The 15851-nt window shown below is 63.1% G+C and carries 16 protein-coding genes; 9 read left to right on the plus strand and 7 right to left on the minus strand.

Annotated elements, in window-relative coordinates; translation table 11 throughout:
- Positions 1–36: 36 nt before the first annotated feature.
- Positions 37–1089 carry a hypothetical protein gene (locus AC1DXU_RS21740; protein ID WP_477372295.1) on the minus strand — a complete coding sequence of 351 codons (1053 nt, stop codon included), beginning with the start codon at positions 1087–1089 and terminating at the stop codon, positions 37–39.
- Between the two features lie 172 nt (positions 1090–1261).
- On the opposite strand from AC1DXU_RS21740, the gene AC1DXU_RS21745 reads away from it, so the two are divergent.
- The 7 genes from AC1DXU_RS21745 to AC1DXU_RS21775 all read left to right on the plus strand — a co-directional run bounded on the left by AC1DXU_RS21745 (position 1262) and on the right by AC1DXU_RS21775 (position 8803).
- Entirely contained in the window at positions 1262–1951 is a 690-nt protein-coding gene (locus AC1DXU_RS21745; RefSeq protein WP_477372297.1) for a helix-turn-helix domain-containing protein, read from the plus strand.
- Between the two features lie 155 nt (positions 1952–2106).
- Positions 2107–3282, plus strand: a complete 1176-nt coding sequence (locus tag AC1DXU_RS21750) for an MFS transporter (RefSeq protein WP_477372299.1) — start codon at positions 2107–2109, stop codon at positions 3280–3282.
- 95 nt (positions 3283–3377) lie between these two features.
- Positions 3378–4538, plus strand: coding sequence for an MFS transporter (locus AC1DXU_RS21755; protein WP_477372301.1), 1161 nt, complete (start codon positions 3378–3380; stop codon positions 4536–4538).
- A gap of 97 nt (positions 4539–4635) precedes the next feature.
- The gene (locus AC1DXU_RS21760; protein WP_477372303.1) at positions 4636–6705 is read left to right on the plus strand and encodes a prolyl oligopeptidase family serine peptidase; all 2070 of its coding nucleotides are present in this window, start codon (positions 4636–4638) and stop codon (positions 6703–6705) included.
- A gap of 32 nt (positions 6706–6737) precedes the next feature.
- Positions 6738–6863 (plus strand): capsid protein, encoded by a 126-nt coding sequence (locus tag AC1DXU_RS21765; RefSeq protein WP_477313758.1) that lies wholly within the window; start codon positions 6738–6740, stop codon positions 6861–6863.
- Between the two features lie 51 nt (positions 6864–6914).
- Positions 6915–8294, plus strand: a complete 1380-nt coding sequence (locus tag AC1DXU_RS21770) for an aspartate aminotransferase family protein (RefSeq protein ID WP_477372305.1) — start codon at positions 6915–6917, stop codon at positions 8292–8294.
- Between the two features lie 143 nt (positions 8295–8437).
- Positions 8438–8803, plus strand: a complete 366-nt coding sequence (locus AC1DXU_RS21775; RefSeq protein ID WP_477372307.1) for a hypothetical protein — start codon at positions 8438–8440, stop codon at positions 8801–8803.
- A 284-nt stretch (positions 8804–9087) separates the two neighbouring features.
- Here the strand turns inward: AC1DXU_RS21775 and mmsB are convergent, their stop codons facing one another.
- Positions 9088–9972 (minus strand): 3-hydroxyisobutyrate dehydrogenase, encoded by an 885-nt coding sequence (mmsB, locus tag AC1DXU_RS21780; RefSeq protein ID WP_477372309.1) that lies wholly within the window; start codon positions 9970–9972, stop codon positions 9088–9090.
- 24 nt (positions 9973–9996) lie between these two features.
- On the minus strand, positions 9997–11163 hold the full coding sequence (locus AC1DXU_RS21785) for an isobutyryl-CoA dehydrogenase (RefSeq protein ID WP_477372311.1): 1167 nt from the start codon (positions 11161–11163) through the stop codon (positions 9997–9999).
- Positions 11164–11314: 151 nt separating this feature from the next.
- Here AC1DXU_RS21785 and AC1DXU_RS21790 point away from each other — a divergent pair, with 151 nt between their 5' ends.
- A complete protein-coding gene (locus AC1DXU_RS21790) occupies positions 11315–11929 on the plus strand; it encodes a dimethylsulfonioproprionate lyase family protein (protein WP_477372313.1) in 615 nt (204 codons plus the stop codon).
- On the plus strand, positions 11929–13404 hold the full coding sequence (locus AC1DXU_RS21795) for a cobyric acid synthase (RefSeq protein WP_477372315.1): 1476 nt from the start codon (positions 11929–11931) through the stop codon (positions 13402–13404). Before AC1DXU_RS21790 ends, AC1DXU_RS21795 begins: the two co-directional genes overlap by 1 nt.
- On the opposite strand, the gene AC1DXU_RS21800 is transcribed toward AC1DXU_RS21795, so the two are convergent.
- From AC1DXU_RS21800 to AC1DXU_RS21815, 4 genes are all read right to left on the minus strand, one after another.
- Entirely contained in the window at positions 13401–13823 is a 423-nt protein-coding gene (locus AC1DXU_RS21800; protein ID WP_477372317.1) for a VOC family protein, read from the minus strand. The genes AC1DXU_RS21795 and AC1DXU_RS21800 overlap by 4 nt on opposite strands.
- Positions 13824–13915: 92 nt before the next feature.
- Positions 13916–14749 carry a helix-turn-helix domain-containing protein gene (locus AC1DXU_RS21805; RefSeq protein WP_477372318.1) on the minus strand — a complete coding sequence of 278 codons (834 nt, stop codon included), beginning with the start codon at positions 14747–14749 and terminating at the stop codon, positions 13916–13918.
- Positions 14750–14840: 91 nt separating this feature from the next.
- Positions 14841–15011, minus strand: a complete 171-nt coding sequence (locus AC1DXU_RS21810) for a hypothetical protein (RefSeq protein ID WP_477313776.1) — start codon at positions 15009–15011, stop codon at positions 14841–14843.
- Between the two features lie 53 nt (positions 15012–15064).
- On the minus strand, positions 15065–15850 hold the full coding sequence (locus AC1DXU_RS21815; protein WP_477372320.1) for a TSUP family transporter: 786 nt from the start codon (positions 15848–15850) through the stop codon (positions 15065–15067).
- Position 15851 lies beyond the last annotated feature (1 nt).

Here is a 15851-nt window from a genome sequence, read left to right on the forward strand (position 1 = left end):
GAGGATCGTTTTTCAGGTCAAACCGGGCGGGGTGCCTCATGACTCGCGATGGAAGACGAAATAACTGCGGTATAGGTAGTCCATAGATTGAGCTGCCATTTCCCGTGCGGCCTGCGGCGACTTGCTGAAAGTAGTGCGATAGTAGGACGCCAGCGCCGCAACTGCTTTCGGGTATTGCCTACGGATGGCGCGGTATGTGCGGCGATATTTCGGGCCGCGCATTGCCCATTTTTCGAGGCCGTCATCAACCTCGGCGCGTGAGTTGTAGGGCTCGCGTTTTAGCGCCCATGGCCGCATGGCGGCATTGGCCCAAGCTTGTTCCACATCATATGCAATCCGAGCGGTGGGCTGAAGTGTGCCTTCATTTCTTCCTGGCCCGAGCGCCTCGGCAAGCAAGCTTGCAAAGCGTTGCGTCGGTTTCGGCAACAGTCGGACCGCAGGGGGCACATCAGGCATGAAGGCGACGTGGCAACGGGCGGACATGCCGGCCTCGTCCAGTATGTATACGTCCCAGTTCCTTTGCTCATTTTGATCTATGGCCCAAATCTGGCCCGACGCCGAATTCTGCAGCAGCTGCAGCGGCCGCCATACTTCGCCGATTACAGGTTTCAATCCGAGCCTTCTTAGCTGCTCAGGATCCACCAGGTACGTTTCGACGGGAAGCGACGGATCGGCCAGATAATAACTGTACCAGTCGCCACGCCAGCCAACCTGGCTCTCGGCTACAATCAGTCGCTTGCCCCGCTGCGGCGAAATTTGCCAGTACACGTTGCGCAGCGTGTTGGGATTGCCCGGATAAGTCATTTTGCCGAACACGTTGGGATCGGCACTTTGGGCGTCGCCTGCCTCGATATGCTCTTCGCTGACGCTGAGCACCAATCGCGACATTGCAGCGGCCGCGATGGGCAACGGCGCCCGCATACTGAACGTGTCGGACTTGAATTGCGCCGAGGCCATCGCCAAGGCCTCGACACACTCCGAGCGCCGTGTGTCGCCGCTCATGATCGGCCACGCGAACGCTGTGCCGGTCATCAGGAATATGCAAGCGCCGGTCATGGCCAATTGCCTGCAGAAGGTGAAAATAGTCATCGCATCCCCCGCTCGTATCCGTTGTGAACAATGCGTTTGACGGCCTCCCGGGGTTAGCGTTTTGTTTGGCCTTGATTGGCATTGGCGGTCGCGTGATGTATGGCTTTGTGCGGATTTGTCCGGTGCCAAGATGAGGCCAGATATCGAACCGTCCAAGAACCAGAACATAACGATGGCGCAGCGCATCCGAGAGGAATTGGCCCGCCGTCGCATGTCGCGTCAGATGCTGGCCGACACCGCCAAAATCAGCATTTCAACCCTGGAAAAGGTCCTCAACGGCAGCCGTCCGTTCACAACCGCGAGTATTGTTCGGCTGGAGGCCGCCTTAGGCGTCTCGTTGCGCGATCCGGCCTTCAAGCCTTCTGCCGGGGTTCATCTCGGCGGATATGCCAAGGCTGGCGTTGCCTGGCTGGAAGGAGATTATTTGACGCTGCGGCCTTCGTTTGAGGTCGCAGGCGCGATCTATGCGTATCGCATGCAAATATACTGGGACGACAGTCAGGGCTGCCTGGCGTTTCGCGAAACGGATCGGCTGGACGCCCCATTTTCGCAAAAGGGCGTTGTCTCGATGCCTAACAAATCGGGGCAGATCTATCTCTACACCAATGATCAGGGGCAGATGCGCCTTGTCATTCTGGGTCGTCCTCAAATCAGTGGCGAAATCTACGGATTGATAGCGACATTGGCCGTGGGCGCAGGCAGCAATCTTACTCCTGTTGCGGCGGCAATCGCACTGCTGCCCTGGTCGAACACTGCCGACCCGAAACTCGGCCGTATCCAACGGGAAAATGCCGAATATTCGGACTACCAGAGGCATCTCACCATGATCGTCCAAGGCGGCAACGCAAGACTGTTGACGTAGCGATCGCGATGCCGGCCCAGGCAAAGCGCCTGCCGAACGCGGCGGGCATCCCGTACAATTGGATTTCTGCCCTGGACCTTCCTTTTCCGGCATTCAACCGGTAGCTGGGGCACGCCGCCTCGATGCGCGGCAATTATCCGGGTGATGGGAGCAGCATGGCCACGACCGGCTCGAGCGATGGCGAAGCGGCAACGCAATGGGGAGCGCTTGCCGGCGTTACCGCGGCGCTGGCCATGTTCGGCGCGGCGCAAGGGTTGAGCTCGCCGCTGTTCACGCTCTTGATGCAGAAGCAAGGCATGTCGCCGGCGCTGATCGGGCTGTCGGCGGCCATGATGCCGCTCGGGCTGATCCTTTCGGCGTCGTTCGTGCCGGCCGCCGTGCGGCTGGTCGGCGCCCGCACACTGGCCGTCGGCTGCTCGCTGATCGGGGCGCTGTGCTTTCTTGCGATCGGCTATTTGCAGGACTGGGTGGCCTGGTTCGTCATCCGCTTTATCGTCGGCGTCGTCATCAACCCGCTCTACATCCTTGGCGAAGTGTGGGCATTGTCGCTGGCGCCGCCGTCGCGCCGCGGCAGGGTGATGGGGGCGTTCAACACCATGCTCGGCGCTGGCTATGCGGCCGGGCCCCTGGTGCTGACCGTGGTCGGCACAGCGGGCTGGGTTCCGTTCCTTGTTGGTATCGGCGGCTTTGCGCTGTGCGCGGCGATCCTGCGCAGCGTTTCGTCGAGCCTTGCCGGCTTCGAGGATGACGGCCAGTCTTCCGGCGGCTTTTTCAGTTTCGCCAGGCTGGCGCCGGCGCTGCTGTTTGCCGTGCTGGTTTCAGCGGCGGTCCAGCAGGGCACATATGCTCTGATGCCGGTCTTCGGCGCTGCCTATGGCTTGCCTGAAAGGGTGCTGGCAGCGCTGGTGATGGCACTGTCGCTGGGCAACATCTTCCTGCAAATTCCGCTCGGCCTGCTGGCCGAGCGTTTCGGCGGCCGGGCGATGATCATCTTTTGCGCATTGGCGACGGCAGTTTGCGCGGCTCTGCTGCCGCTGTTGATCACGACGCCGGCGATCTGGCTCGTGCTTCTGGTCATGGGTGCAGTCGGCTATGGCGTCTACACGATGGCGCTGGTCGAACTCGGTACCCGGTTCAAGGGAACGGCGCTGGTTGCCGGCAATGCGGCCTTCGCGCTGATGTGGGGCGCCGGCGGTATCGTCGGCCCGCCTGGCGCCGGCACTCTGATGCAGGCGATCGGCCCCTTGGGCTTGCCCGTGGTGATCGGCGGCCTCGACATTCTGCTGGTGACATTTGCGCTTTACCGGTCGTCCGTGCGCCAGGCCTCCTGACATCCGTTGGCCAGAGCAAGCGGTTTTCGGCAAGCAGGGGACCTACCGCGCTGGAACCGAACGTTAATCCTGAGTCACGATAGTAGGTACGGATCATGGCTCTGGCGGAATCGAACAGCGACGAAACCATGCAATGGGCGGCGATCACCGGCGTGATCGCGACCGTGTCGGTGTTCGCCATCGCGCAAGGGCTGAGCTTTCCGCTGTTGAGCTTCATCCTGCAGCGCCAGGGTGTTTCGCCAGCGATGATCGGTCTTTCGGCGGCGATGACGCCCGTCGGCTTCATCCTGTCGTCGCCGTCGATCCCGGCACTGGCGCGCCGGTTCGGGGCAGGGCGCACCGTGCTCACCTGTGCCGCGCTCTCGGCAATCGTGCTGGCGCTGATCGGCTGGACGCAAAATTTCTATCTGTGGTTTCCACTGCGCTTCCTGATCGGCGTGGTGACCAATCCGCTCTATGTGCTGAGCGAGATCTGGATGATCGCGCTGGCGCCGCCGGCGCGCCGCGGTCGCGTGATGGGGATCTATTCGACGGTTATTTCAGCGGGGTTCGCTGCCGGCCCGCTTTGCCTGCTTGCCGTCGGCACCGAAGGGTGGCCGCCATTTCTGGTGGGCATGGCCGCCTTCGTCTTTTGCGGCTTCTGCCTGGCCCTCGTGTTGCGGCGACTGCCGAAGGTCGACGAGGCCGGGCACCGGGTTTCGGTGATGGGCTTCGTGCCGAAGGCCTGGCTGCTGGTATCCGCGGTCGTCGTGGCCGCCGGTTTCGAACAGGGCGTGCTGGCGCTGCTGCCGGTCTATGGAGCGCACTACGGCATCGCCGAGGCCCGCATGTCGGCGCTGCTGTCGGCGATGATCGCCGGCAACATCGCGATGCAGGTGCCGCTTGGCCTGCTGGCCGAGAAATTATCCGCGCGCCTGGTACGCCTCATTTGCGTGTCGCTGACGATGCTCGGATGCGCGCTGTTGCCGCTGCTGATCGAGACGCCGCTGATCTGGACGGGCGTCTTCATCTGGGGCGCAGTTTCCTACGGCATCTACACGATGTCGATCATCGAGCTTGGCGAGCGCTTCACCGGTTCGACGCTGGTCGCCGGCAACGCTGCCTTCTCGCTGATGTGGGGCGTCGGCGGCATGGCTGTTCCGCCGCTGGCGGGCAGCGCCATGGACATTCTTGGCGCAGGCGGGTTGCCGATCACGCTTGGCGCCATCTGTCTGGCGCTGGCGGTTGCCACGGTTCTGCGTCGGCGGATGGTTTGAGGCAAACCCACCTGACGACCTGACATCACCGTCTTGAATAAGGCCGCCTGCGACGCGATGTAGGCAGGGCCGCCAGACAATAGCTTGGAGACCACGCGTGACCCAATCGACGACAAGACGCCAGACCGAAGCCACCGCCGAGGACAATTTCCTTTGGTTGGAGGATCGGACCAGCAAGGAATCGCTCGACTGGGTGCACCGTCAGAACGAGTTGACGGTCGCCGAATTGCAGGGCGATCCGTCCTACCAGGCATTGTTTGAAACCGCGCTCGATCTGATGACGGCCGAGGACAACATCGCGGTCGGGGCTGCGCTCAACGGCCATGTCTACAATTTCTGGCAAGACAAGACCAATGTGCTGGGCCTGTGGCGGCGCACGAGCGTCGCTTCCTACAAGACCGAGAAGCCGGACTGGGAAACGATCATCGACTTCGACCAACTGGCGGCAAAGGATGGTGTGAAATGGGTGTTCAGCGGCGCCAGCCGGCTTTACCCCGATTTCAGCCGCTGCCTGCTCTCGATGTCCCCCGACGGTGGTGACGCCAGCGAGATGCGCGAATTCGACATTGCGACCAAGTCGTTTGTCGAGGGTGGCTTTCGGGCTCCTGCCTCGAAGTCGGGATTCGGCTGGCTGGACAAGGACACGGTCATCGTTTCGGCTGCGTTCGAAGAGGCCGACAAGACGGAATCAGGCTATCCGCGTGTGATCAAGCTTTGGACGCGCGGCACTCCGCTCGAAGACGCGGCGCCGATTTTCGAGGCGCAGAAAGATGATCTCGCCGTTGGCGCCGCTCTCGAGTTCGATGGCGACAGACGCTATCTGATCCTCGGCAGGACGCTCAACTTCTTCGCCTCGCACCTTTTCCTGCGTCTTCCCTCAGGCGAAAACAGGCGCGTCCCGCTGCCGGACGACACGACCGATACCGCGATCTTCGTGGATCAGCTGGTCTTCGGCGTACGCAGCCCATGGACGGCGCCAGACGGCACGCTGTGCCGGCCTGACGGCCTCTATTCGCTGGATCTGGTGCGGTGGGTCGAAACCGGTGCGCTGGGCCCGGTGGAAACCTTGTTCGAGCCGGCGCATCGCGTCTCGATCGCCGGCATCACCCGCACACAGGATCGGCTGTTCATCAATCTGATGGACAATGTGCGCGGCAAGGTCGTCGTTTGCGAGCGCACCGCCGATGGCTGGTCGCTGAAGCCCGTGGCGCTGCCTGAAAACGGCAATGTCGGCATCAGCCATGCCGAGCATTTCGGCGCCAGCGTCTCCTTCTCCTTCACCGATTTCCTGACGCCGAGTTCGATCATCTGGTCCGATGACAATGGGGTGACGCTGACGACGGTGAAGGCACAGCCGGCGCGGTTCGATGCATCGCCTCTCATCTCCGAACAGTTCGAGGCGCGCTCGAAGGATGGCACCGCGATTCCGTATTTCGTCGTCAGGCGGCGCGACCAGGACGGTCCGATGCCGACGCTGCTTTATGGCTATGGCGGTTTCGAAGTGCCGCTACTGCCCGGCTATGCCGGCGTGCGCGGCAGGCTGTGGCTGGAGAAGGGCAATGCCTATGTGCAGGCCAACATTCGCGGCGGCGGCGAGTTTGGCCCGAACTGGCACCAGGCGGCGCTGAAGGCCAACCGGCAGAACGCCTTCGACGATTTCGCCGCCGTGGCGCAGGATCTGGTCAAGCGCGGCATCGCCACGCCGGCCACGCTCGGCATCCAGGGCGGCTCGAATGGCGGTCTGCTGACCGGTGTTTCGCTGACGCAGCACCCCGAGCTGTTCGGCGCCGTCATCATCGAGGTGCCGTTGCTCGACATGCTGCGCTACACCGAACTGCCACCCGGCGCCTCCTGGATGGCCGAGTATGGCGATCCGTCGAAACCGGAAGAGGCGGCGTGGCTTGCCGCCTATTCGCCCTATCAGCATGTCTCGGCCGATGCCGCCTATCCGCCGGTGCTGCTGACCACGTCGACCGCCGACGATCGCGTTCATCCCGGCCATGCCCGCAAGATGGCGGCTCGCCTGCAGGCCGCCGGTCATGGCGAGACGCTGTTCTTCGAAGAAACCGAGGGCGGCCATGGCGGGCGCGGCGATCGCCGGCCGCAAGCGGCGCAGGCGGCGATGAAATATGTCTTCCTGCAGCGGGCGCTGGGCGGTACGACTTGAACTGAAGGCCTCAGACAGCCTAAGGTGCCTTCATGGCTCCGGCAGTGACATTGGTTTGCACATTTGGGGTGGCGGTGACGCCGTCGCCGCGCACGCTGCGCGCCGAGCTTCTGCGGCTGTGCGCCCGCATCGGCTATTCGCCTCCTGCCTGCCTCTGAAGAATCCGCCCCGGCAATTGCCGGATTGGTTCAAAGAGGAAGGTCAAATCCATGACTTATCAGAATTACTCGCTGAAGCAGCTTCAGCAGATAGACGCCGCGCATCATCTGCATCCGTTCACCGACCACAAGGAATTGCGCGAGGCCGGCTCGCGCATCATCACCCACGCCAACGGGCCGTTCATCTACGATGCCGACGGCACGGAGATCCTCGACGGCATGGCCGGGCTGTGGTGCGTCAATGTCGGCTACGGCCGCGATGAATTGGCCGACGCGGCCTACGCCCAGATGAAGGAGCTGCCTTACTACAACTCCTTCTTCAAATGCTCGACGCCGACGCCGGTCCTGTTGTCAAAGAAGCTGGCGGAGCTGGCGCCCAAGGGCGTCAACCAGGTGTTCTACGGCTCGTCCGGCTCGGAGGCCAACGACACGGCGCTGCGGCTCGTGCGCCACTACTGGGCGCTGGAAGGCAAGCCGGAGAAGAACCGCATCATCTCGCGCAAGATGGGCTATCACGGCTCGACTATCGCCGGCACCTCGCTCGGCGGCATGGATTTGATGCACAAGCAGCTCGGCGGCGCGGTGCCCAACATCGTCCACGTGATGATGCCTTATGCCTACGAACTGGCTCTGCCTGGCGAAAGCGACCATGATTTCGGCCTGCGCGCGGCAAAGGCCGTCGAGGACGCCATCCTCGAAGCCGGCGCCGACAAGGTTGCCGCCTTCATCGGCGAGCCGGTGATGGGGGCAGGCGGCGTCAAGATACCGCCGATGAGCTACTGGCCGGAAGTGCAGCGCATCTGCCGCAAATACGATGTTCTCTTGATGCTCGACGAGGTCATCACAGGCTATGGCCGAACCGGCGAGTGGTTTGCCGCCCAGACCTTCAGCATCGAGCCCGACACCATCACCACGGCCAAGGCGCTGACCTCCGGTTACCAGCCGCTGTCGGCGCTGCTGGTCGGCGACCGTATCGCGGCGACGCTGGTCGAGAAGGGCGGCGAGTTCTATCACGGCTATACCTATGCCGGGCATCCCGTGGCCTGCGCGGTGGCGCTGAAGAACATCGAGATCATAGAGCGCGAGGGCCTGGTCGACCGGGTCAAGAACGACACCGGTCCGTATTTCGCGCAGGCGCTGCAGGAGCGGATTGCCGACCACGAACTGGTCGGCGAGGTGCGTTCGATCGGGCTGATGGGCGCGATCGAGATCGTCAAGGATAAGGCGACCAAGGAGCGCTTCCTGCCCTCCGGGAGTGCTGCGGTGACCGTTCGTGACCACGCCATCACCCAGGGCCTGATGCTGCGCGCCACCGGCGACACGATGATCCTGTCGCCGCCGCTGATCTGGACGCGCGAGACGATCGACATGGCTTGCGATCGCATCGCCAAGGCGCTCGACCTGGCGCTGGCGGATCTGCGCAAGCGATAACCAAACAACAGCCGGGCGTGCCGCGATCGGCACGCCCGGCCTCGAATGCGCCTTTCGTTGTGCCATCGGGGAACGAATAGCCCTCGTCGCGCGTAGTGTTCCGGGACCGGCCACACCGGCTGCATTTTTGGGCGATCATTTTCATGACAAAATCCACCAAGAGCCAACGGGCGCTGGAAGCGGTCGCGATCGGCAACGACCTGATGCTGGCGCCCCTGGTGGCGATGATGCGCTTGCCGCTGATGGCCGCGGACGCCCAAAACGGGCGAAGCTGGAGCCCCGAGACCGCACGCGCGGTGAGCGAAAAGACCACGGCGATGGCTGAAGGCGCGTTTGCCGCGCAAATGGCGTTGTTCCAATCGACGGCCCGCTTCTGGCCGGAGGTTTTTTCCGGCCGCATGCCATCGCTGTTCAGTGGTGTCGCAGCGGAACGCTCGATCAGCGCGGCGCTGAAGCCGGCCAGCCGTGCCGTCAAAGCCAATTTTCGCCGGCTGTCGACAAAGTCCTGATCTGCACAAGGCAGCGATTGGTTCGGAAACGCAAAAACCGCGCTCCATCGGGAACGCGGCTTTGCCAGATACGCATGGCGCTTCGCTAACAAAACACTTGCGAAACTTACGGGCTCCGGTACGCGAGACCTGATCCGGAGCGCCGGGCGGATGCGATGTGTCCGCCTCGAAATCCGTTTTATAGGGACATCGTTACCGTCAGGTTATTGAGAGCTTAAGCAAATCTGAATTTGCGATTTTTCTTGCTGAAAAAAAATCGACAAAATCGCTGAAAAATTCGAAACTTACGCCGGGTTACCGCGCAGAAAATTTATGATCCCGGAAAAATCGGTGCCGGCATGCCCCTGGGCATTGAACAATGCGTAGAGCTGCGTGGCTTCGGCGCCCAGCGGCGTCACCGCACCGGCGCCTTGTGCTGCTTCCTGCGACAGCTTCAGATCCTTCAACATGAGTGCCGCGGCAAAGCCGGGCTTGTAGTCACGATTGGCGGGTGACGCCGGGACGGGGCCGGGCACGGGGCAGTAGGTGGTCAGCGACCAGCATTGGCCCGAGGATGTCGAGGCAACGTCGAACAGCGCTTGATGCGACAGACCGAGCTTTTCCGCCAGGACGAAGGCTTCGGCGACGCCGATCATCGAAATGCCGAGCATCATGTTGTTGCAGATCTTCGCGGCCTGTCCGGCGCCGTCATCGCCGCAATGGACGATGCGGCCGGCCATCGGCTTCAGGATCGGCTCGGCTTTGGCGAAAGCATCCCTGGTGCCGCCGGCCATGAAGGTCAGCGTGCCGGCGGCAGCGCCGCCGGTGCCGCCGGAAACCGGCGCATCGATCGACTGCAGGCCGTGTTTGTTGGCGATGGCGTGGGCTTTTCGCGCCGACTCGACGTCGATGGTCGAGGAATCGATGAACAGTGCGCCTTTGTTCGCCTTGGGCGCGATGTCCTCATACACAGACAACACATGCTTGCCGGCCGGCAGCATGGTGATGACGACGTCGGCGTCCTTCACTGCGGCAAGCGCGTTGGCCATGATGACGACGCCATGGTCGCGAGCGACGGTCAAATTCTCCGGCATCAGGTCGAAGCCATGCACGGTGTGCCCCGCCTTTACCAGATTGGCGGCCATCGGATTGCCCATGTTCCCTAGGCCGACGAAGGCGATGGTTGTCATTGCATTCTCCCGATTTTGGTAGCGTCAGCGGCCGATGAGGGCGCGTGCAACGATGACGCGCATGATCTCGTTGGTGCCTTCGAGGATCTGATGGACGCGCAGGTCGCGCACCAGTTTCTCGACGCCGTAGTCGTGCAAATAGCCGTAGCCGCCATGCAGTTGCAGCGCGTCATTGGCGATGTTGAAGCCGATGTCGGTGACGAAGCGCTTGGCCATGGCCGACCATTTGCCGGCGTCCGGCGCCTTGCGGTCGAGTTTCGAAGCGGCGGCGTAGAGGAAAATGCGCGCTGCCTGCAACTCCGTTTCCATATCGGCAAGCTTGAACTGTAGCGCCTGGAACTGGTTGATCTTGGAGCCGAAGGCCTTGCGCTCGGCGGTGTAGGACAGCGCCTTGTCGACCGCCGACTGTGCGCCGCCCAGCGAACAGGCCGCGATGTTTAGCCGACCGCCGTCGAGCCCGGCCATGGCGATGCCGAAGCCGGCTCCCTCAGCCGAAAGCAGGTTTTCCGCCGGCACCTTGCAGTCCTCGAAAATGACCTGACGGGTCGACTGCATGTGCCAGCCCATCTTGTGCTCGTTGGCGCCGAAGGACAGGCCGGGGGCGTCCTTTGGCACGACAAAGGTGGAAATGCCTTTCGGCCCATCGGCGCCGGTGCGCGCCATGACGACGTAGAGATCGCTGTCTCCCGCGCCGGAGATGAACTGCTTGGCGCCGTTCAACACATAATCAGCGCCGCTTTTCACCGCGCGCGTCTTCAGGGCCGCCGCGTCGGATCCGGAACCGGGCTCGGTCAGGCAATAGCTGGCCAGCCATTCCATCGAGGTCAACTTCGGCAGGAAGCGCTGGCGCTGCTCGTCGCTGCCGAAGCGGTCGATCATCGACGCCGCCATGTTGTGGATCGAGATGAAGGAGGAAAACGCCGGGTCGGCGCGCGACAGCGCCTCGAAGATCAAAACGGCATCGAGCCTGCCCAGCCCGGAGCCGCCGACATCGTCCCTGACATAGATGCCGCCAAGGCCGAGCGGGCCTGTCTCGCGGATCACATCGGCGGGAAAGTGCTTGTTGCGATCCCATTCGAGCGCATTGGGGGCGACACGATCGGCGGCGAAGGCCTCGGCCATTGCCTGGATGGCGCGCTGGTCCTCGTTGAGTTCGAACTGGCTGGTGCTCGCATCGACAGCGGCGTCCATGGCGTGCTCCCTGTGTTTCCCCAGATGGGGGTTGGCTTGCTGGCCTGTTGTTTTTGGCTTTGCGCGCACACCAATCTAGACCAATGATGCCGCCGTGCAACCCGGTCCACCTGCGGAGCGGCTGTGCGCGAATGGGTGTCCGGATCAAAGCATGGCGACAAATTTCGATGAACTGCTCGAAGGCTTTCACAGCTTTCTCGCGACGTTTGACGACGGGCTGGTGCGCGATGCCGTGGCCAGGATCGGCTGGGATATGCTGCCGCGACCGCTCGAACCGCACCCGCTCGCCTGCCTGCGCCATCTCGATCGCGCCGCTGAGCTGGCGCCGGGGAGCGCCAGGCCGCTGGTCCGGCTGCTGGCGGAGCGCCGGGACGATCTGCGCTGGGGACAGACCTATGCCGAGGCGGATTTCGGCAAGGCCTTCATCGACAATTACGGCTGGCTGGAGGTGTTCGGCACGCGCGGCCATTTCGTCAATGACGAGGTCGCGGCCGGCCTGCTGATCCTTGGACCTGATATCGTCTATCCCGACCATCACCACATCGCCGAGGAAATCTACATCCCGCTGACCGGCGGCACCGAGTGGCGCATGGGCGAGAGCGGGTTTCGCGTTCGCCAGGCGGGCGAGGTGATCCACCATGCGTCTGATGTGAACCATGCCATGCGGACCGGCAAGGAGCCGCTGCTGGCGCTCTACATCTGGCGCGGCGGGCCGCTGGCGGCGAAATCGACGATCACCGGAACCGTTGCGCAGGGCAAGGACTGATGGCCAAGGCAATCATGCTGCAAGGCACCGGCTCCGATGTCGGCAAGACGGTGCTGGTCGCAGGCCTTTGCCGGGCAGCGAAGAAGCGTGGGCTGAAGGTGCGGCCGTTCAAGCCGCAGAACATGTCGAACAACGCCGCTGTGGCCGACATTCCGGGCGACAACAAAGCTGGCGGCGGTGAGATCGGCCGGGCGCAGTGGCTGCAGGCGATTGCTTGCGGTGTGGCGCCAACCGTCCATATGAACCCGGTGCTGCTGAAGCCGCAGACCGATGTCGGTGCGCAGGTGGTGGTGCAAGGCAAGGTGTTCGGCGAGGCGAGGGCGCGCGACTATCAGGCGTTGAAGGGCCGGCTGATGGATGCCGTGCTGGACTCCTGGGCGAAGGTCGGCGAGGGCGCCGACCTCGTCATCGTCGAGGGCGCGGGGTCGCCGGCCGAGATCAATCTCAGGAGCCGCGACATCGCCAATATGGGCTTTGCGACGCGCGCCAACGTGCCGGTGATCCTGGTCGGCGACATCGACCGCGGCGGCGTCATCGCCTCGGTCGCCGGCACGCATCTGATCCTGCCGGAGGAGGACCGGCGCATGATCGTCGGCTACCTCATCAACAAGTTCCGCGGCGATGTTTCGCTGTTCGATGATGGCATCAAGGCGATCGAAAAATTCACCGGCTGGCGCTGCTTTGGTGTCGTGCCATGGCTGAAGGCGGCGGCACGGCTGCCTTCAGAGGATTCGGTTGTGCTCGAACGGCTGGTGTCGGGCGAGAAGCGGGCGCTAAAGGTGGCGGTGCCGATGCTTGGCCGCATCGCCAATTTCGACGATCTCGATCCGTTGAAGGCCGAACCGCAGGTGGAAGTCGTGTTTGTGCCGCCTGGCCAACGCCTGCCGGAAGATGCTGGGCTGGTGGTCATTCCCGGCTCGAAGTCGACCATCGGCGATCTCCTGAAATTCCGCGAGAATGGCTGGGACCGCGATCTGCTCGCCCACAGGAAACGCGGTGGCCATGTCGTCGGCATTTGCGGTGGGTTCCAGATGCTGGGGAAGATCGTGCGCGATCCCGACGGCATCGAGGGCAGTGTCACCGAGGCCGAGGGGCTTGGCCTGCTCGACGTCGAAACGGTGATGGAGCCGGAAAAGACGGTGCGCAACGTCCGCGCCCATTCGGTGCCGTTCGACCTGCCGCTTCAGGGCTATGAGATCCATCTCGGCCGCACCACCGGTGCGGACATGGCTCGGCCGTCAGCCGTCATCAACGGCGTCGACGACGGCGCCATTTCCGCCGACGGCAAGGTGGCTGGCACCTATCTGCACGGCCTGTTCTCAGCCGATGCCTTTCGCGCCCGGTTCCTGGAAAACCTCGGCGTCAAAGGCGGCGGCATCGACTACCGCGCCGAGGTCGAACGGGCGCTGGACGAGGTCGCAGCCGAGCTGGAAACCCATCTCGACTGCGACGCCATCTTTGGGCTGGCTCGTTAGCTGGCGGGTTCGCCTGCCTTTGGCCAATAGGTGCCGAGCGACCAGACATTGCCTTCCGGGTCGCGGCAGATGAATTCGCGGCTGCCATAGTCGCGCTCGACCAGCTCTTCGAGGATTTCGGCGCCGGCCTTTTTGGCGGTGAGATAGGTGGCGTCGGCATCGGCGACGGCGACGTAGATGGCTCTGCCGCCACCGGAGCCGGGTGCGCCGACCATCAGACCAAATTTGTCGTCGCGCGCAGTGCCCAGCATGATCATCGACGAGCCGAAGCTTAGTTCGGCATGATGCACGACATCGCCCTGGCCGAAGCGGGAATGGACACTGAAGCCGAAGGCCTCGCACAGCCAATCGATCATTTTGGCGGCATTCCTGTAGCGCAGCGTCGGGTAGAGCCGGGGCGGTTCAGAGGTTGTGGGCATGACAATCTCCTTCGGTTGGGTTGGTCGATACCCCCAATCTGGGCGAAGGCTGTTCTGGCGTCTTGAAGAAATGTTACCTCTGCACGGCGCGACTATGCCTGGACGGCAAGCGTCGTTGGCGTCTGGCCGGCGAGGTCGCGGAACTCGCGCACCAGATGCGCCTGGTCGGCATAGCCGCAGTCGGCGGCGATGTCGGCCCAATCGTTCTCGCCCTGTCTCGACAGGCCAAGCGCGCGATTGAAGCGGACGATGCGCGACAGCGTCTTGGGTCCGACGCCGATCGCGTTGGAGAATTTTCCGGCCAGATGCTTGCGGCTCCAGCCCAATCTATCGGCAAGCGATGCAATGCGAATGCGGCCGCCCGAAGCGGTGATCCTGTCATAAGCCCAGGCGATTTCGGCTTGCGTTTCGCGGGCCTTGGTCAAGCGTGTGGCGACGAAGGTCTCGGCGATGGCAAAGCGCGTGCTCCAGTCCCGCGCATTGCCCAGCTGTTCGCGCAGCGCGATCCCTTCAAGGCCGAGCACATCGTCGAGGCCAACCATGGTTTCCGTCAATTCGCTCATCGGCTGGCCGAAGAACCGGCGGGCGCCAAGCGGGGTGAAGTTGATCTGGACGCAGCAGGCGCCGCCGAAGGATTCGATCACCACCGGCCCGGCATAGAGGCCGGCAGCGAAACTGGCGAAGCGGTCATTGTCGCCGGGGTTCTTGCCGAGCCCGATGGAAAAAGGTTCGGCGAAGCTGATGACCAGCGGCACGGTTAGCGATGCGTATTCGACGTTGCGGAAATGGCCAGGCGCCGTTTCGCGATAGCCGCATATGTCGGTTACCGCACCCTTGAGCCGATCGCCGGGTACGCGCCGCACCATCTCGAACCGGCCGCCAACCGGTCGGTCCTGGTCCTGGTGACGCTCCATCTCGACCGGCATTGGGCCTTCCTCTGGGACGAACCTAGCAGACCATGCGCCAGAATCAAAAGCGCCCGGCTTGTGGCCGGGCGCTCCGAGTTGCCTGAGATGTTTAGGCGCCGCGCATCATGCAGCCGGCGGCAAGCACGATGTAGGCGATGAGAACAATCCACACTGATGCGAGGGGAATGAACGCAAGAACGCCAAGCGCGGCGAGAATGCCGATGATGGCGATGACAAGGGAAATAATAAAAATCATTTGCGTCGGTGCACTGAGATTCATGTGTGGTCCTCCTCAACATGATTCGTACGCTCACATTCTATCAGGGCGCGTGACTATAGACCAATCAGCTGGCGCAACGGGTTCGCGGGGTCCGCCAGCAGCTTTGTCGCCAACGCCAGGCACACGATCACCAGCAGCGGCTTGATCAGCCTGGCACCGATGCGGATGGCAAGGCTGGCGCCGACCCGGGCGCCAAGGAATTGGGCGACGCCCATCATCAGGCCGATCTTCCAGTAGACGACGCCGACAGAAGCGAAAACGATGAAGCCGCCGATGTTGGAGGCGAAATTGAGCAGCTTGGTATGAGCCGTTGCCTTCAGCACGCCATAGCCGGCCAGGGTGACGAAGGCCAGCATGTAGAAGGAGCCCGCGCCCGGTCCAAACAGGCCGTCATAAAAGCCGACCACAGGCGCGACAGTCAGCCCAAACAGGAACGGCGACAGGCGCTCTGCGCGGTCGACGTCGTCCATGTTGGGCTTGAGGGCGAAATAGAGCGCAATGGCGATCAGCAGCAGCGGCAGGAGCGCCCGCAGAAGGTCGCCTGGTACGATGGTCGCCAGCAAGGCACCGGCAGCACTGCCGGCAAGCGCCAGCAGCGCCGAGGGAAGCTGCCGGCGCAGGTCGACATGGCCCTTCGAGGCGTAGTGGATGGTCGCCGAGCCGGAGCCGAACATGCCCTGCAGCTTGTTGGTTCCCAGTGCAGCGACCGGCGAAAAGCCGGCGAGAAGCAGTGCTGGAATGGTGATCAGGCCGCCACCGCCGGCGATCGAATCGACGAAGCCGGCGGCAAAGCCGGCGAAGGCGAGCATGGCGACGGTCTGGGTGGCGAGATCGAACATC

It is taken from the genome of Mesorhizobium sp. P3_A10 (genome assembly GCF_056403175.1).